The 15049-nt window shown below is 69.6% G+C and carries 13 protein-coding genes; 7 read left to right on the forward strand and 6 right to left on the reverse strand.

Translation table 11 applies throughout. The features are described 5' to 3' along the window. Positions 1-31: 31 nt before the first annotated feature. Positions 32-2329 carry a transglycosylase domain-containing protein gene (locus AB0I52_RS05295; protein WP_363069084.1) on the reverse strand — a complete coding sequence of 766 codons (2298 nt, stop codon included), beginning with the start codon at positions 2327-2329 and terminating at the stop codon, positions 32-34. A 222-nt stretch (positions 2330-2551) separates the two neighbouring features. Here AB0I52_RS05295 and AB0I52_RS05300 point away from each other — a divergent pair, with 222 nt between their 5' ends. The 5 genes from AB0I52_RS05300 to AB0I52_RS05320 all read left to right on the forward strand — a co-directional run bounded on the left by AB0I52_RS05300 (position 2552) and on the right by AB0I52_RS05320 (position 7473). Continuing rightward, positions 2552-3523, forward strand: coding sequence for an SPFH domain-containing protein (locus AB0I52_RS05300; RefSeq protein WP_363069086.1), 972 nt, complete (start codon positions 2552-2554; stop codon positions 3521-3523). Positions 3524-3531: 8 nt separating this feature from the next. Then, a complete protein-coding gene (locus AB0I52_RS05305; protein ID WP_363069164.1) occupies positions 3532-3762 on the forward strand; it encodes a hypothetical protein in 231 nt (76 codons plus the stop codon). A 110-nt stretch (positions 3763-3872) separates the two neighbouring features. Continuing rightward, positions 3873-4397, forward strand: a complete 525-nt coding sequence (locus tag AB0I52_RS05310) for a PadR family transcriptional regulator (RefSeq protein ID WP_024492144.1) — start codon at positions 3873-3875, stop codon at positions 4395-4397. Further along, positions 4394-5080: an ABC transporter ATP-binding protein gene (locus AB0I52_RS05315; protein WP_363069088.1), complete on the forward strand. Its 687-nt coding sequence runs from the start codon at positions 4394-4396 to the stop codon at positions 5078-5080. The genes AB0I52_RS05310 and AB0I52_RS05315 overlap by 4 nt, the downstream gene beginning before the upstream one ends. Then, complete coding sequence (locus tag AB0I52_RS05320) at positions 5077-7473, forward strand: FtsX-like permease family protein (protein ID WP_363069090.1); 2397 nt, start codon at positions 5077-5079, stop codon at positions 7471-7473. Before AB0I52_RS05315 ends, AB0I52_RS05320 begins: the two co-directional genes overlap by 4 nt. A 22-nt stretch (positions 7474-7495) precedes the next feature. Here the strand turns inward: AB0I52_RS05320 and AB0I52_RS05325 are convergent, their stop codons facing one another. Further along, complete coding sequence (locus tag AB0I52_RS05325) at positions 7496-8452, reverse strand: hydrogen peroxide-inducible genes activator (RefSeq protein WP_363069092.1); 957 nt, start codon at positions 8450-8452, stop codon at positions 7496-7498. A 141-nt stretch (positions 8453-8593) separates the two neighbouring features. Between AB0I52_RS05325 and AB0I52_RS05330 the strand changes: the two genes are divergently transcribed. Then, positions 8594-9148: a peroxiredoxin gene (locus AB0I52_RS05330; RefSeq protein WP_356535201.1), complete on the forward strand. Its 555-nt coding sequence runs from the start codon at positions 8594-8596 to the stop codon at positions 9146-9148. A 12-nt stretch (positions 9149-9160) separates the two neighbouring features. Continuing rightward, entirely contained in the window at positions 9161-9694 is a 534-nt protein-coding gene (locus AB0I52_RS05335) for an alkyl hydroperoxide reductase (RefSeq protein ID WP_363069094.1), read from the forward strand. 92 nt (positions 9695-9786) lie between these two features. Here the strand turns inward: AB0I52_RS05335 and AB0I52_RS05340 are convergent, their stop codons facing one another. The 4 genes from AB0I52_RS05340 to AB0I52_RS05355 form a co-directional block, all read right to left on the reverse strand. After that, the gene (locus AB0I52_RS05340) at positions 9787-11205 is read right to left on the reverse strand and encodes an AI-2E family transporter (RefSeq protein WP_363069096.1); all 1419 of its coding nucleotides are present in this window, start codon (positions 11203-11205) and stop codon (positions 9787-9789) included. 136 nt (positions 11206-11341) lie between these two features. Beyond that, positions 11342-12046, reverse strand: a complete 705-nt coding sequence (locus tag AB0I52_RS05345; protein WP_363069098.1) for a transglycosylase SLT domain-containing protein — start codon at positions 12044-12046, stop codon at positions 11342-11344. Between the two features lie 391 nt (positions 12047-12437). Then, complete coding sequence (locus AB0I52_RS05350) at positions 12438-13760, reverse strand: PhoH family protein (protein WP_363069100.1); 1323 nt, start codon at positions 13758-13760, stop codon at positions 12438-12440. A 398-nt stretch (positions 13761-14158) separates the two neighbouring features. Then, positions 14159-14920 (reverse strand): isoprenyl transferase, encoded by a 762-nt coding sequence (locus AB0I52_RS05355; RefSeq protein WP_363030731.1) that lies wholly within the window; start codon positions 14918-14920, stop codon positions 14159-14161. Positions 14921-15049: the final 129 nt, after the last annotated feature.

Raw genomic sequence — 15049 nt, forward strand, 5'->3', positions numbered from 1 at the left:
AGTTCTCCTCGTACACCGCCCGTTCCGGTGGTCAGCGCGTCACGCTGTTCTCGCTGTTCGGCCGGCCGTCCCCCGGGGGCAAGGGGACTTCGGCCGAGTCGGAGGGGCCCGGTTCGGTCGACGGATCGGTGGGCGGGTCGATCGACGTGTCATCCGACGGGGTGGGCGGCGGCGAAGTCGACGGGGAGCCGGAGCCCTTCGGCGGATCGGACGGCGCGGGCGGGCTGGACGGCCCGTCCGAGGGCGAGGCCTCGTCGGTGGGCGAGGTCGACGGGCTCGCTGGGGTGGTGTCCGGCGGCGGGGTGACCGCCGCGCCCATGTCGGTGTCGAGGTCGAACTTGCCCGGATCACCCATCGCCTGAGCGGTGAAGTCCGCCCAGACCTCGGCCGGGAAGCCGCCGCCGTTGACCCTGCCGCCGCCTCCGGCGCCCTTCAGGGGCACCTGGTCGGACTTGTGCACCTTCTTGCCGTCGTCATTGGTGCGGTCGAAGGCGGCCTCACCGAAGAGGCCGACCGAGGTGACGAGGTTCGGGGTGTAGCCGGTGAACCAGGCCGACTTGTTGTCGTCCGAGGTGCCGGTCTTGCCCGCGATCTGCTGGTCGGCCAGTCCCTCGGCGCCGCGCACCGCCTGGTGGGCCGTACCGTCGTCGACCACACCGGTCAGCACGGAGGTCACGGAGTCCGCGGCCTGGCGCGTGATCACCTGGTCGCCGATCGCGTCGGGCACCTCGATCGGCGAGGATCCCTGCTTCTGGGCGGACTTCAGGATCTGCGGGGTGACCTTCTTGCCGTGGTTGTCGAGGGTCGCGTAGATCCCGGCCATCTCCATCGGGCTCGCTCCCATGGAACCGAGTGTCTGCGCCGGCACCGCGTCGAGCCCCTCCACGTCCATGCCGAGCTCGCCCGCGGTCTGCATCACGCGGTCCATGCCGACGTCCACGCCCATCTGCGCGAAGACGGAGTTGATGGACTTGTTCATCGCGGTCTGGACGGTGACCTGGCCGTAGTCCTGGTCGTCCTCGTTCTCCGGCGCGAAGGCGATGTCGCTGCCCTTGACCGGGCGCTTGCTGGTGCCGTCGTAGCGGGTGTTGGCGGTGATCTGCTGGTCGTCCTGGGTCTGCGACTCCTGGTCGAGCGCGGCCGCGAGGATGATCGGCTTGAAGGTGGAGGCGGGCTGGTAGTCGCGCCGGGTGGCGTTCGACGTCCAGTGCTCGGTCAGGCCGCGTCCGCCGTACAGGGCGACGACGGCCCCGGTCTTCGGGTTGACCGAGGCCGCACCGGCCTGGACGTCCTGGTCGAGCTTGCGCCCCTTGGTGTCCAGCTTGTCGGTCAGCTTGGTCTTGACCGACTTCTCCAGCTCCTGCTGCTTCTTCTTGTCGATGTTGACGGTGATCGTCCAGCCGCCGGCGTCGAACTGCGCGTCGGTGATGTTCTCCTGCTTCTGCACCGCCGCGCGCGCCGCGTTGACGATGTAGCCCTTCTGGCCGGAGAGCCCCTGCGCCGGCTTCGGGGTCTTCGGGATCTCGAACTTCATCTCCTGGCGCGCCCCGGCGTCCAGCCACTTCTCGTCGACCATGTTGTTCAGTACGTAGTTCCAGCGCTCCTTGACGAGCGCCTTGCCGGTCGGAGTGGCGACGGCCCAGTCGTACTGGCTCGGGGCCTGGAGCAGCGCGGCGAGGTAGGCGCCCTCGGGGACGTTCAGCTGCTTGGCGTCCTTGCCGTAGTACGCCTGTGCCGCGGCCTGGATCCCGTAGGCGCCGCGGCCGTAGTAGCTGGTGTTGATGTACCCGGCGAGGATCTCGGACTTGGTCCTGTTGCGGTCGACCTTCAGCGAGATGACGAGCTCTTTGAGCTTGCGGGTGACGGTCTGGTCCGCGTCGAGGTAGTAGTTCTTGACGTACTGCTGGGTGATGGTCGAGCCACCCTGCTTGCCCTTGCCGGAAACGGTGTTGATCAGGCCGCGGGCGGTGCCTTTGAAGTCGACGCCGTGGTCGTCGTAGAAGGACTTGTTCTCGGCGGCCACGAAGGTCCGCTGAACGTCCTTGGGCACCTCGGCGAGGCTCACGATCTCCCGGTTGACCTCGCCGGTCCGGGCCAGCAGCGTGCCGTCGGAGTACTTGTAGACGTTGGCCTGGAGCTTGGCCTGCGCGTTGCCCGCCGGCACCTGCACGACCATGTAGAGCACGGCGAACGCGCCCATGCCCAGCAGGCAGAGCCCCAAGGCCGTGCCCAGTAGTTTCCGCCAGGTGAAGAGTCTGCGTATGCCGCCGCTCTTCACGGCCCGCCGCGACCCGTGCCGCTGGGCTCGTCGCGCATCCGCTCGACCCATTGCTGTGTTGCTCCCGTTTCTCTGCTCGACCGGATCAGCTCGGACCTGTCAGCTAACACCGTTGGCAAGGACAGAAAGCCAACGATCCACCCTTTTCCGGACGTGACAATCAGCACCCGCTTTCAAGGGAACCGACTCATGAGAGGTGCGCAAGGTTGCCGCATCGGTTAATGTGAAATCACATTGCTAGCGCTGAGCCAGCCCGCACAAACGGGGGATTCCATGACCGAGCCACACGTTCCGACCACTCCCGGCGCACCGTCGGCCGACCTCGCGCCGGACGCGCCGCAGATGCCGGAACCGCAGGTCCGCGAGACGACGGCACACAGCATCGCGGGTGGCCTCGGGCTGCTGCTGACGGTGATCGGGGTGATCGTCGGCGTCGGTCTCACCATCGTCGGCGGCGTCGTCGGGTCGAACGGGAACAACGGCGTCGGCATCCCGGTCTGCGTCCTCGGGGCGCTGCTCGTCATCGCCTCGTTCTTCTGCATGGGCGGTGTGAAGATGGTCGCACCGGGCGAGGCCCGGGTCATCCAGCTCTTCGGCCGGTACGTGGGCACGATCCGCTCCGACGGTCTGCGCTGGATCAACCCGCTGACCTCCAGCCGCAAGATCTCCACCCGGGTCCGCAACCACGAGACCGCGGTCCTCAAGGTCAACGACGCCTACGGCAACCCGATCGAGCTGGCCGCGATCGTCGTCTGGAAGGTCGAGGACACCGCACAGGCCCTCTTCGAGGTCGACGACTTCCTGGAGTTCGTCGCCACCCAGACCGAGGCGGCCGTCCGGCACATCGCGATCGAGTACCCGTACGACGCCCATGACGAGGGCGGCCTCTCGCTGCGGGGCAACGCCGAGGAGATCACCGAGAAGCTGGCCGTGGAGCTGACGGCACGGGTGCAGGCCGCGGGCGTGCGGATCATCGAGTCGCGCTTCAGCCATCTCGCGTACGCCCCCGAGATCGCCTCCGCGATGCTCCAGCGCCAGCAGGCCGGCGCCGTGGTCGCGGCGCGGCAGCAGATCGTGGAGGGCGCCGTCGGCATGGTCGAGATGGCGCTCGCCCGGATCGCCGAGCAGGACATCGTCGAGCTCGACTCCGAACGGAAGGCGGCCATGGTGAGCAATCTGATGGTGGTCCTGTGCGGTGACCGCGCGGTGCAGCCGGTCCTCAACACGGGCACGCTCTACCAGTGACCGAGGAGATGCCGCGGCGTCGGCCGCCGCAGTCGCAGCAGCGCAAGCAGATGCTGCTGCGACTGGACCCCGCGGTACACGACGCACTGGCGCGCTGGGCGTCGGACGAGCTGCGCAGCGCGAACGCGCAGATCGAGTTCCTGCTGCGGCGGGCACTCGCGGAGGCGGGGCGACTGCCGGGCGGGGCGGCGCCGATCCCGCGCCGGGGGCGGCCACCGAAGGCCGCCGGGCCGGAATGACTCTCCGGGGCCCGTTCCCGGAGAGTCATCCGCGGGCCCGGCCCCGGGCCCGCGGATGACGGAACAGCCGGTATACACAGCAGGTATACACACCGTGTACAGTGCTCCGCATGTCTATCGGCCACACCCTGCTCGGGCTCCTTGAGTCCGGTCCCCGCCACGGTTACGACCTGAAGCGGACCTTCGACGAGAAGTTCGGTCACGACCGCCCGCTGCACTACGGGCAGGTCTACTCGACCATGTCCCGGCTCCTCAAGAACGGCCTCGTCGAGGTCGACGGCGTGGAGACCGGCGGCGGTCCCGAGCGCAAGCGCTACGCCATCACCGACGCCGGCATCACCGATGTCACCGCCTGGCTGGCACAGCCCGAGAAGCCGGAGCCGTACCTCCAGTCGACCCTGTACACCAAGGTCGTCCTGGCCATGCTCACCGGCCGCAGCGCCGCCGACGTGCTGGACGCCCAGCGCTCCGAGCACCTGCGCCTGATGCGCATCCTCACCGACCGCAAGCGCCGGGGCGACCTCGCCGACCAGCTGATCTGCGACCACGCCCTGTTCCACCTCGAAGCGGACCTGCGCTGGCTGGAACTGACCGCCGCACGGCTCGACAAGCTCGCCGAGGTGGTGGCCCCGTGACCCCCGCCGGCTCCCTGCTCACCGCCCACGACCTGTACAAGACCTACGGGTCGACCCCCGCGCTCGACGGCGCCTCGTTCTCCGTCCACCCCGGCGAGGTCGTCGCCGTGATGGGCCCCTCCGGCTCCGGCAAGTCCACCCTGCTGCACTGCCTCGCCGGAATCATCACCCCCGACTCCGGCACCATCACCTACGCCGGCCGCGAGCTGTCCGCGATGTCCGACGCCGAGCGCAGCGCCCTGCGCCGCAGCGAGTTCGGCTTCGTGTTCCAGTTCGGCCAGCTCGTCCCCGAGCTGACCTGCGTGGAGAACGTGGCCCTGCCGCTCCGGCTGAACGGCACCCGGCGCAAGGCCGCCGAGCGCACCGCCCTGGAGTGGATGGAGCGCCTGGAGGTCGAGGACCTCGGCGCCAAGCGCCCCGGCGAGGTGTCCGGCGGCCAGGGCCAGCGCGTCGCCGTGGCCCGCGCGCTGGCCGCCTCCCCGAAGGTGATCTTCGCGGACGAGCCGACCGGCGCACTGGACTCCCTCAACGGCGAGCGCGTCATGCAGCTGCTCACCGAGGCCGCCAGGTCCGCCAACGTCGCCGTGGTCCTGGTGACCCACGAGGCCCGGGTCGCCGCCTACTCCGACCGCGATGTCACCGTCCGCGACGGCCGGGCCCACGACCTGGAGCACTCCGCATGACGCTGCTCGATCAGAAGCGGACCCCGGCCGGGCCCGCCCGTCCTCCCGAACCGCCGTCACGCACCGCCTCCTGGCTGCGCGACCTCGGACTCGGTATGCGGTTCGCCGCCGCCGGCGGCCGGGAGGGCTGGACCCGCACCCTGCTCACCGCGGTCGGCGTGGGCCTCGGCGTGGCCCTCCTGCTCGTCGCCGCATCCGTACCGCACATGCTCGACGAACGGTCCGCCCGGAGCCACGCCCGCTCCGAGACGAAGATCTCGGACTCCCCCGGCGCGCAGCCGAAGAAGTCGGACACCACGGTCCTGCGGATCGAGGCGGGCACCGAGTACCGCGACCGTTCCATCACCGGCTACCTGATGCGCGCGGACGGCGGCCACCCGGTCGTCCCTCCGGGCATCGACAGCCTCCCCGCCCCCGGCGAGATGGCGGTCTCCCCCGCCCTCCGCGATCTCCTCGGCTCCCCTGACAACGAGCTGCTCAGGGAGCGGCTGCCGTACAAGGTGACCGGCACGATCGCCGAGGCGGGACTGCGCTCGCCCGGCGAGCTGTGGTTCTACGCCGGCAGCGACACCCTGACCAGCTCGGCGGGCGGCCACCGGATCGCCGGATACGGCAAACCCGGCCCGACCGACCCGATGTCACCGATGCTCCTCGTGCTGGTGATCATGGTCTGTGTGGTGCTGCTGGCGCCCGTCGCCATCTTCATCGCCACCGCCGTGCGCTTCGGCGGCGACCGCCGCGACCGCCGGCTCGCCGCCCTGCGCCTGATCGGTACGGACATCCGGATGACCCGCCGGATCGCTGCCGGTGAGGCACTCTTCGGCTCCGTGCTCGGCCTCCTCATCGGGCTGGCCCTGTTCCTGACGGGGCGACAGTTCGTCGGCCACATCGAGGTCTGGGACGCCAGCGCCTTCCCCTCCGACCTGGCCCCCGACGCCCGGCTGTGCGTGCTGATCGCTCTCGCGGTCCCGCTCACCGCGGTGCTCGTCACCCTGGCGGCCATGCGCTCGGTGGTCATCGAGCCGCTCGGCGTCGTACGCAACAGCGGCAGCCGGGGACGCCGCCTCTGGTGGCGGCTGCTGCTGCCGGTCGCCGGGCTCGCGGTCTTCGGCATCACCGGCAAGTTCGAGCCGTACGGCCAGGTCAACCCGTACCCGATCGCATCGGGCGCGGTACTGGTCCTGGTCGGGCTGGCCCTGCTCCTGCCCTGGCTCGTCGATGCCTGCGTGAGGCGGCTGCGCGGCGGCCCGGTCCCCTGGCAGCTGGCCACCCGTCGGCTCCAGCTGAGCAGCGGGGCGGCCTCCCGCGCGGTCAGCGGCGTCACCGTCGCCGTGGCCGGTGCGGTGGCCCTGCAGATGCTGTTCGCCGCGATGAACGACGACTTCAACAAGGTCACCGGCCAGGACCCCTCCCGCGCCCAGCTCTACGCCGCCTCCGAGATCGTCCGGGGTGACGCCGCCCTGCGCTCGATCGAGGAGTTCCGCGCCACCAAGGGCGTCACCCAGGTCATCGGCACCGTCGAGGCGTTCGCGACCAAGCCGGGCACCTACACGGACGACGACATCCAGCCCACCACCTCGTTCACCGTCGGGGACTGCGCGACCCTGCGCGAGCTCGCCCGGATCACGTCCTGCCGGGACGGCGACACCTTCGTCTCCCACCCCAAGGACAAGGAGCAGGCCGGCTGGGTCGACCAGACCGCCCGCAAGGGCAAGGTGGTCGAGTTCGGCACCTACGGCCGGGGCAAACCGCTGCACTGGACGCTGCCGGCCGACTCACGGACCGTCGCGGGCCGGACCGATCCGTACGGCGAGGAGCGCTCAGGCATCCTGGTCACGCCCGGAGCGATCGACGTCCGGACCCTGCCGGGAGCCGAGACCATCTCACAGATCCGCATCGACGAAGACGTCCCGGACGTCGCCGAGTTCGTACGCAACACGGCCGCGCGGCTCGACCCCGGCATGCGCCTGGTCACGCTGAACTCGGTCGAACGCGACCGGCAGTACGAGAGCGTCCAGACCGGTCTCCAGGTCGGCGCGACCGCCACCCTGCTGCTGATCGCCGCGTCCATGCTGGTCTCCCAGCTGGAGCAGTTGCGCGAGCGCAAGCGGCTGCTGTCGGTCCTGGTCGCCTTCGGCACCCGGCGGGTCACCCTCGGCTGGTCGGTGCTGTGGCAGACCGCGATCCCGGTGGTCATCGGGCTCGCGGTGGCGGTGGCGGGCGGCCTCGCCCTCGGCGCCACCCTGTGCTGGATGGTCGGCAAGGAGGTGTCCGGCTGGTTCCTGTTCCTGCCGATGGTGGGCGCGGGCGCGGCCCTCATCCTGCTGGTCACCCTGCTGTCCCTGCCGCCGCTGTGGCGCATGATGCGCCCCGACGCGCTGCGCAGCGAGTGAGACCGGCCGGCCGGACCTGTGCTCAGGACCGGCCGGCCGTCGCCACCCGTACCGGCAGCTTCGCCATCGCCCCGCGCAGCGCCCCCGCGAACTCCTCGAACTCCTCGTGCCGGGCCGCCCCCGTCCGCATCCCCAGCGCCACCCGCCGGGCGGGCGCCGGATCCGCGAAGTACCCGGTGGTCAGCGCCTCGTTGCGGGCGGTCTCGACCGTCACCGCGGTGCGCGGCAGCAGCGTCACCCCGAGTCCGCCGGCCACGAGCTGCACCAGGGTGGAGAGCCCGGCCGCGGTCGTGGTGACCGGGGCGCCCTCGGTACGGCCCGCCTCCCGGCAGATGTCCAGCGCCTGGTCGCGCAGGCAGTGCCCCTCGTCCAGGAGCAGCAGCGGCAGCTCCCGCAGCGCCTCGCGCGGGATGTCGGCCCGGCCGCCGAGCCAGTGGCTGCGCTCCATCACCAGGACGAAGTCCTCCTCGAAGAGCGGGAGTTCGGTCACCCCGGGCATCCCGAGCGGAACCGCGAGCAGCAGCAGATCGAGCCGTCCGGCCGCGAGTCCCTCCAGCAGCGAGGAGGTCTGTTCCTCGTGGACCTGGAGGTCGAGGTCCGGATAGCGCTCATGGACGAGGCGCAGCACGGCCGGCAGCAGGTACGGGGCGACGGTCGGGATCACGCCGAGTCTGAGCACTCCGGTGAAGGGCGCCCGCACCGCCTCGGCCTCCTCCATCAGCTCACCGACGGCCTCCAGCACGGCGCGGGCCCGCACGGCGAGCCGCTCACCGGCGGGTGAGAGCAGCACCTTGCGCGTCGTACGCTCGATGAGCTGGACACCCAGTGCCTCCTCCAGCGCCGACACGGCCCCGGAGAGCGCGGGCTGACTCATCCCGATTGCCGCCGCCGCATCCCGGAAGTGCAGTTGTTCCGCCACGGCCGCGAAGGCGCGCAGCTGCGAGAGGCTGGGCTGTTTGGGTTGATTGCCCTGGTTCATCCGCGCCACTGATAGGTACCTCCGATCATCACGACCGAGTGTAGCTATTTCCGTGATCAATGCACTCTGTGCCAAAGTGGGGACCGTCCAACCCTCAGGAACTCCCCCAAAAAGGGAATTCCTACGCTGCAAGGAGAGCGCGTGCTCACTGTCGGTGACAAGTTCCCCGAGTTCGACCTGACTGCTTGTGTTTCGCTGGAGAGCGGCAAGGAGTTCGAGCAGATCAACCACAAGACCTACGAGGGTCAGTGGAAGATCGTCTTCGCGTGGCCGAAGGACTTCACCTTCGTGTGCCCCACCGAGATCGCCGCCTTCGGGAAGCTGAACGAGGAGTTCGCCGACCGCGACGCCCAGGTTCTCGGCTTCTCCGGTGACTCCGAGTTCGTGCACCACGCCTGGCGCAAGGACCACCCGGACCTGACCGACCTGCCGTTCCCGATGCTGGCCGACTCCAAGCACGAGCTCATGCGGGACCTCGGCATCGAGGGCGAGGACGGCTTCGCGCAGCGCGCCGTCTTCATCGTCGACCAGAACAACGAGATCCAGTTCACGATGGTGACCGCCGGTTCCGTGGGCCGTAACCCCAAGGAGGTTCTGCGGGTCCTCGACGCCCTGCAGACCGACGAGCTGTGCCCCTGCAACTGGACCAAGGGTGAGACCACCCTCGACCCGGTCGCACTCCTCTCGGGCGAGTGAGCTGACACCGACATGGCACTCGACGAACTGAAGGCCGCCGTTCCGGACTTCGCCAAGGACCTGAAGCTGAACCTCGGTTCGGTCATCGGGAACAGCGAACTGCCGCAGCAGCAGCTCTGGGGCACCGTCCTCGCCTGCGCGATCGCCTCGCGCTCGCCGAAGGTGCTGCGCGAGCTGGAGCCGGAGGCGAAGGCCAACCTCTCCGCGGAGGCGTACACCGCCGCGAAGTCGGCCGCCGCCATCATGGCGATGAACAACGTCTTCTACCGGACCCGGCACCTGCTGTCGGACCCCGAGTACGGGACGCTCCGCGCGGGCCTGCGGATGAACGTGATCGGCAAGCCGGGCGTGGAGAAGGTCGACTTCGAGCTGTGGTCGCTCGCCGTCTCCGCGATCAACGGCTGCGGCCAGTGCCTGGACTCCCACGAGCAGGTGCTGCGCCAGGCCGGCGTGGACCGTGAGACCATTCAGGAAGCCGTCAAGATCGCCTCGGTGATCCAGGCGGTCGGCGTGACCCTTGAGGCCGAGGCCGTCCTCGCCGAGTAACACCCGCAGTACCCCTGTACGAGAAGGGCCCCGAGGACGACCGACCGTCCACGGGGCCCTTCTTCTTCTGTGTCCGCTTCTTCTGTGTCCGTTCAGAGTTCCTTCGGCGCGTCCGCCACCGGCTCCTTGTCGCCGCCGTCGCCGTTCCCCTCCGGCGGCGATCCGGGCGCCGGGGTCGGCGCCACGTCCAGTGCGGTCGAGCCGTGCGGGGGCGGCGAATGGCGCCGGGACTCCTCCTGCCCGTACGACCGCAGATAGCCGACCACGGTATTGGTGACCGCGACCAGCGGCACCGCGACGACCGCACCACCGATGCCCGCGATCATGCCGCCCGCGGCGACCGAGAGCACCACGGCCAGCGGGTGCACCCGCACCGCGCGGCCCAGGATGAACGGCTGCAGGATGTGGCCCTCGATCTGCTGCACCGCCAGGACCACCACCAGCACCATCAGCGCGGTGAACACGCCCTCGGTGACCAGCGCGACCACCACGGCCAGTGCCCCGGAGACCACCGCTCCGACGAGCGGGATGAAGGCGAAGAGGAAGATGAAGACGGCCAGCGGTACGGCCATCGGCACCTTGAGGAAGTAGATCCCGAGGCCGATGAAGATCGCGTCGATCAGCGCGACTATGACCGTGCCCCGCACATACGCGGTCAGCGTGTGCCAGGCCCGCGGGCCGGCACCGGCGACGCCCGGCCGCGCCTGGGCGGGCACGAGCTTCAGGACCCAGTGCCAGATGCGGTTGCCGTCGTACAGCAGGAAGAGCGTGGAGAACATCGCCAGCAGCATCCCGGTGAGGAGCTCCACCATCACCGTGACTCCCTGGAGTCCGGCGGAGGTTATGGCCTCGGTGTTGGTGCCGACGGTGTCGCTGAGGTTCTTCGCGACGTCGTTGATCTGCTGGTCGGTGACATGGAACGGGCTGTCCAGCAGCCAGTTCTTCAGATCCTCGATACCCGTGCGCACCTTGTCGGAGAGGGTGTCGATGTTGTCCATCACCTGCCAGACGACGAACCAGCCGACCAGGCCCATGATCACGAAGCCCAGGACCGCGGTGACCGCGGTGGCCAGTCCGCGCGGCAGCCCGTACCGCCTCAGCCGGGCGACGGTCGGCTGGAGCATCGCGGTGACGAGCAGTGCGGCGACGAAGGCCAGCACCACCAACTGCACGGCGCTGATGACCCGCATGAGCACCCAGAGCGTGCCCGCGAGCACGAGCAGCCGCCAGCCGGCCTCGGCGGCGACCCGCATCCCCCAGGGGATCGCGGCGACCGGATCGGGGCGGGCGGCGACCGAGGGGGCGTACGCGGGCGGCGGCGGCACATGGTCGGCGGCGGCGGCGCCCTTCGCGAACCCGTCCCCCGGCTCGGTGCCGGCCGTCGCCGGTGAACCCTCGCGCGCCGCCTTGTCGTCCTCGTCATCAGCCTCGACGCGGCGTTCCTCCAGGCGCTCACCCATCCTGCTCAGTTCAGCACCCAGTTGTCCGAGCCATCCCGGCAGTTTTGACATAACGGTTCCTCTACCCCCGTCCGTTCTCCCCACCGCTCCCCCCTGGAACGGTCCCGCATGACCGTACATGCGCGAAGCCCCCCACCGTAGGACGGCGGGGGGCTTCGTGAGGTTGAGACCGGAACCGGCGAGGGCTCTAGTACGACTGGTGCTCCAGCCAGAAGGACCAGGCACCGCACGGGCTGCCGTAGCGGCCGTTCATGTAGCTGAGGCCCCACTTGATCTGCGTGGCCGGGTTGGTCTGCCAGTCCGCACCGGCGGACGCCATCTTCGAGCCTGGATACGCCTGGACGAGGCCGTAGGCACCGGAAGTCGAGTTGGTCGCCCGGTAGTTCCACGTCGACTCGTGGTCCACGATGTTACTGAAGCACTGGAACTGGTCGGCGGGCACGATCTGACGCGCCATCGCCTGGATCTCGGCCACGGTGTACGAGCTCTGGGTGGCGAAGGAGGAGGCGCTGCGGACCTCGGAACGGCTGGCGCGTTCGGCTTTGTCCTTCTTCTCCTGCCGCTCCTTCGCCAGCTGGTCCTCGGCCGCCTGCTTCTTCGTCTTGGCGTCCTTGGCGGCCTGGATACGGGCCGACTCCTCCGCGGACTTCTTCGCCGTCGCATCGGCTGCGGACGCCTGCGCGTCGGCCTGCTGCGTCAGAGAAGCGGTCTGCACCTGGGCCTGCTGGCCCGCGGGGATGTCGGCGAGCAGCGTGGTGTCGGCTGCGGTGGCCTCGAAGTTGTTGTCGTCGACAGCAGGGGTGCTGCCCGCCGCAACTCCTACGACGGCGCCTACGGTGGTTACCGCTGTGGCAGATGCCACGGCGAACCCCCGGACCGAGATCCGGCTCACACGGTGTCCTTCCAGCATCGCCCGCTTAGGTGACCTCGCGGGCGCAATCGTGCCCCTGAACGCTGGCCTCCCTACTGCTTGGGTCACGGGAGACACGGGCCCGGTGGGCGACTCCCCGGAGGGAGCGCCGCGTGGTGCTCGCGGGCGGCATACGGACGGCGGTTGTTGAGTTGTGTGGTGCCTTGCACCTCTGCAGGTGCGGGTGTGCCGTATGCGGGGCCTGACGGAAGCAAGACTCTGCCGGAACGGGACGCCGTGAAGCAATTCTCTGTTACGTGTGAAAGCTCACACCTCGTTTGGAGCATGTGAATCACGGAAATGGCACCGCAACACGATGCCGCCCGGCTAAGCTCCTTGGCTCGCCGGGCGGCACCAACTGTCCTATCCCGTGTCAGATCTGGCCTTCCTCCAGCATTTCGGTCACCAGTGCGGCGATGGGGGAGCGCTCGGACCGGGTGAGCGTGATGTGCGCGAAGAGCGGATGGCCCTTCAGCTTCTCGACCACGGCGACCACTCCGTCGAACCGGCCGACCCGGAGGTTGTCCCGCTGGGCCACGTCATGCGTGAGCACCACCCGGGAATTGGCCCCGATCCGGGACAACACGGTCAGCAGCACGTTCCGTTCCAGCGACTGGGCCTCGTCCACGATCACGAAGGCGTCATGGAGCGACCGGCCCCGGATGTGGGTGAGCGGCAGCACCTCCAGCATCCCGCGCCCCAGGACCTCCTCGATGACGTCGCGCCCGGCGACCGCCGAGAGCGTGTCGAAGACGGCCTGCGCCCAGGGACCCATCTTCTCGGCCTCGGAACCGGGCAGATAGCCGAGATCCTGCCCGCCGACCGCGTACAGCGGACGGAAGACCATCACCTTCTTGTGCTGCCCCCGCTCCAGCACGGCCTCCAGACCGGCGCAGAGCGCCAGGGCTGATTTGCCGGTGCCGGCCCGGCCGCCGAGCGAGACGATGCCGACGTCCTGGTCCAGCAGCAGATCCAGGGCGATGCGCTGTTCGGCGCTGCGGCCGTGGATGCCGAAGGCCTCCCGGTCGCCGCGGACGAGCCGGACATTGCCCTCCGGCGTCACCCGGCCGAGCGCCTTGCCGCGCTCGGACTGGAGGACCAGACCGGTGTGTACGGGCAGATCCGCGGCCTCGGGGACGTACAGCGTCTCCTCTCCGAAGAGCAGGTCCACCTGTTCGGCGGCGAGGGGCAGTTCGCCCATCCCCGTCCAGCCCGATTCGGTGATGGCGAGTTCGGCGCGGTACTCCTCGGCCAGGAGGCCGACCGATGACGCCTTGATGCGCAGCGGCAGGTCCTTGGAGACGACCGTGACGTCGTACCCCTCGGCCTGGAGGTTGCGCGCGACCGCGAGAATCCGTGAGTCGTTGTCCCCCAACCGGTAGCCGGCGGGCAGTACGCCGGGATCGGAATGGTTGAGTTCGACGCGCAGCGTCCCGCCCAGATCCCCGAGCGGGATCGGGGCATCCAGCCGGCCGTACCGGACCCGGAAGTCGTCCAGCAGGCGCAGGGCCTGCCGGGCGAAGTACCCCAGTTCCGGATGGTGCCGTTTGGCCTCCAGTTCCGTGACCACGACGATCGGGAGCACGACTTCGTGCTCGTCGAAGCGGGACATGGCGTTCGGATCGGCCAGCAGGACGCTGGTGTCGAGAACATAGGTGCGCCTGTCGGGCATGCGGCGCTTTGTGCTGGTCACCACGGAAGGACGTACCCCCTCGGACGAGGTTGGGGTGCGACGACGTCGCGGAGCATCCCAAAGGGAGAGGACGGACCGGGCTTCGGCCACCTTGCGCGGGCCGAGCGCCGGCCCTCGACGTCAGCCGCACTGTATGTACGGTCCTTCGTGTGCAAAGGGCCTCCCGGGCGAGCGGACTCGATGCCGCTCACTTGGTGACGACATCCGCCTGGTTCCTGACCGGACGTCGACCTGTCAGGGGTATTCCCTCGAACACGCGAAGCCATGCCGCCCGGGACGGGCGGGGTGGGAGAGTGCACCGCCCACGGGGTCACCGGCCAGGAACACCACCCGAACGGTGGCTTCCGCTGCCGCCCCCGGGACACCTGGGACGGGCCGGGCGGGCCGCCGGGAGAGTGGTGTCAGCCGCCGTAGCGGCGGTGCCGGGCCGCGTAGTCGCGCAGGGCCCGCAGGAAGTCGACCCGGCGGAAGGCCGGCCAGAAGACCTCGCAGAAGTAGTACTCCGAGTGCGCGCTCTGCCAGAGCATGAAGCCGGACAGGCGCTGCTCCCCGCTGGTCCGGATCACCAGGTCCGGGTCGGGCTGGCCCCGGGTGTAGAGGTGCTCGGAGATCAGGTCGGTCGAGACGATCTCCGCCAGGTCCTCGAAGGACGTGCCCTTCGAGGAGTGGTCGAGCAGCAGTGACCGCACCGCGTCCGCGATCTCCTGCCGGCCCCCGTAGCCGACGGCGACGTTGACCAGTATTCCGTCGACCCCGACCGTGTCCTGCTCGGCCTCCTTGAGGACCATCTGTGTGTGCGCGGGCAGCAGGTCGAGCGTGCCGACGTGGTGGACCCGCCAGCGGCCGTCCGCGACGAGGTCGCGCACGGTGTTCTCGATGATGCCGAGGAGCGGGATGAGCTCCGACTCGGGCCGGTCGAAGTTGTCCGTGGACAGCATCCAGAGGGTGACGACCTCGACGTCGGTCTCACTGCACCAGCCGAGGAGCTCCTTGATCTTGTCCGCGCCGGCCTGGTGGCCCTCGGCGGCCGTACCGCCGGAGGCCTTCGCCCAGCGCCGGTTCCCGTCGAGGATGACACCGATGTGCTTGGGCACCTGGGCGTGATCGAGGCGGGCCTCCACCCGGCGGGCGTAGAGCCCGTACACCAGGTCGCGCAAGTTCACTGAGTCCACCTCTCGGTTCCGTGCGGGCCCGCCCGCCGCCTCGCCCGGGGCTGTCCCCCTGGGGATCGTCGCACCGGTGGGGGGCCGATCGCCCCGCCGTGCCGTGGCAGTCCCGAAGCCGCCACATTA

The organism is Streptomyces sp. NPDC050423 (genome assembly GCF_040655445.1).
Taxonomy (GTDB): Bacteria; Actinomycetota; Actinomycetes; order Streptomycetales; family Streptomycetaceae; genus Streptomyces.

Coding starts and splice junctions, on each gene's coding strand:
- AB0I52_RS05300 (WP_363069086.1), top strand. CDS start 2,552: ATGACCGAGCCACACGTTCCGACCACTCCCGGCGCACCGTCGGCCGAC.
- AB0I52_RS05335 (WP_363069094.1), top strand. CDS start 9,161: ATGGCACTCGACGAACTGAAGGCCGCCGTTCCGGACTTCGCCAAGGAC.
- AB0I52_RS05310 (WP_024492144.1), top strand. CDS start 3,873: ATGTCTATCGGCCACACCCTGCTCGGGCTCCTTGAGTCCGGTCCCCGC.
- AB0I52_RS05295 (WP_363069084.1), bottom strand. CDS start 2,329: ATGGGTCGAGCGGATGCGCGACGAGCCCAGCGGCACGGGTCGCGGCGG.
- AB0I52_RS05320 (WP_363069090.1), top strand. CDS start 5,077: ATGACGCTGCTCGATCAGAAGCGGACCCCGGCCGGGCCCGCCCGTCCT.
- AB0I52_RS05305 (WP_363069164.1), top strand. CDS start 3,532: ATGCCGCGGCGTCGGCCGCCGCAGTCGCAGCAGCGCAAGCAGATGCTG.
- AB0I52_RS05325 (WP_363069092.1), bottom strand. CDS start 8,452: ATGAACCAGGGCAATCAACCCAAACAGCCCAGCCTCTCGCAGCTGCGC.
- AB0I52_RS05340 (WP_363069096.1), bottom strand. CDS start 11,205: ATGTCAAAACTGCCGGGATGGCTCGGACAACTGGGTGCTGAACTGAGC.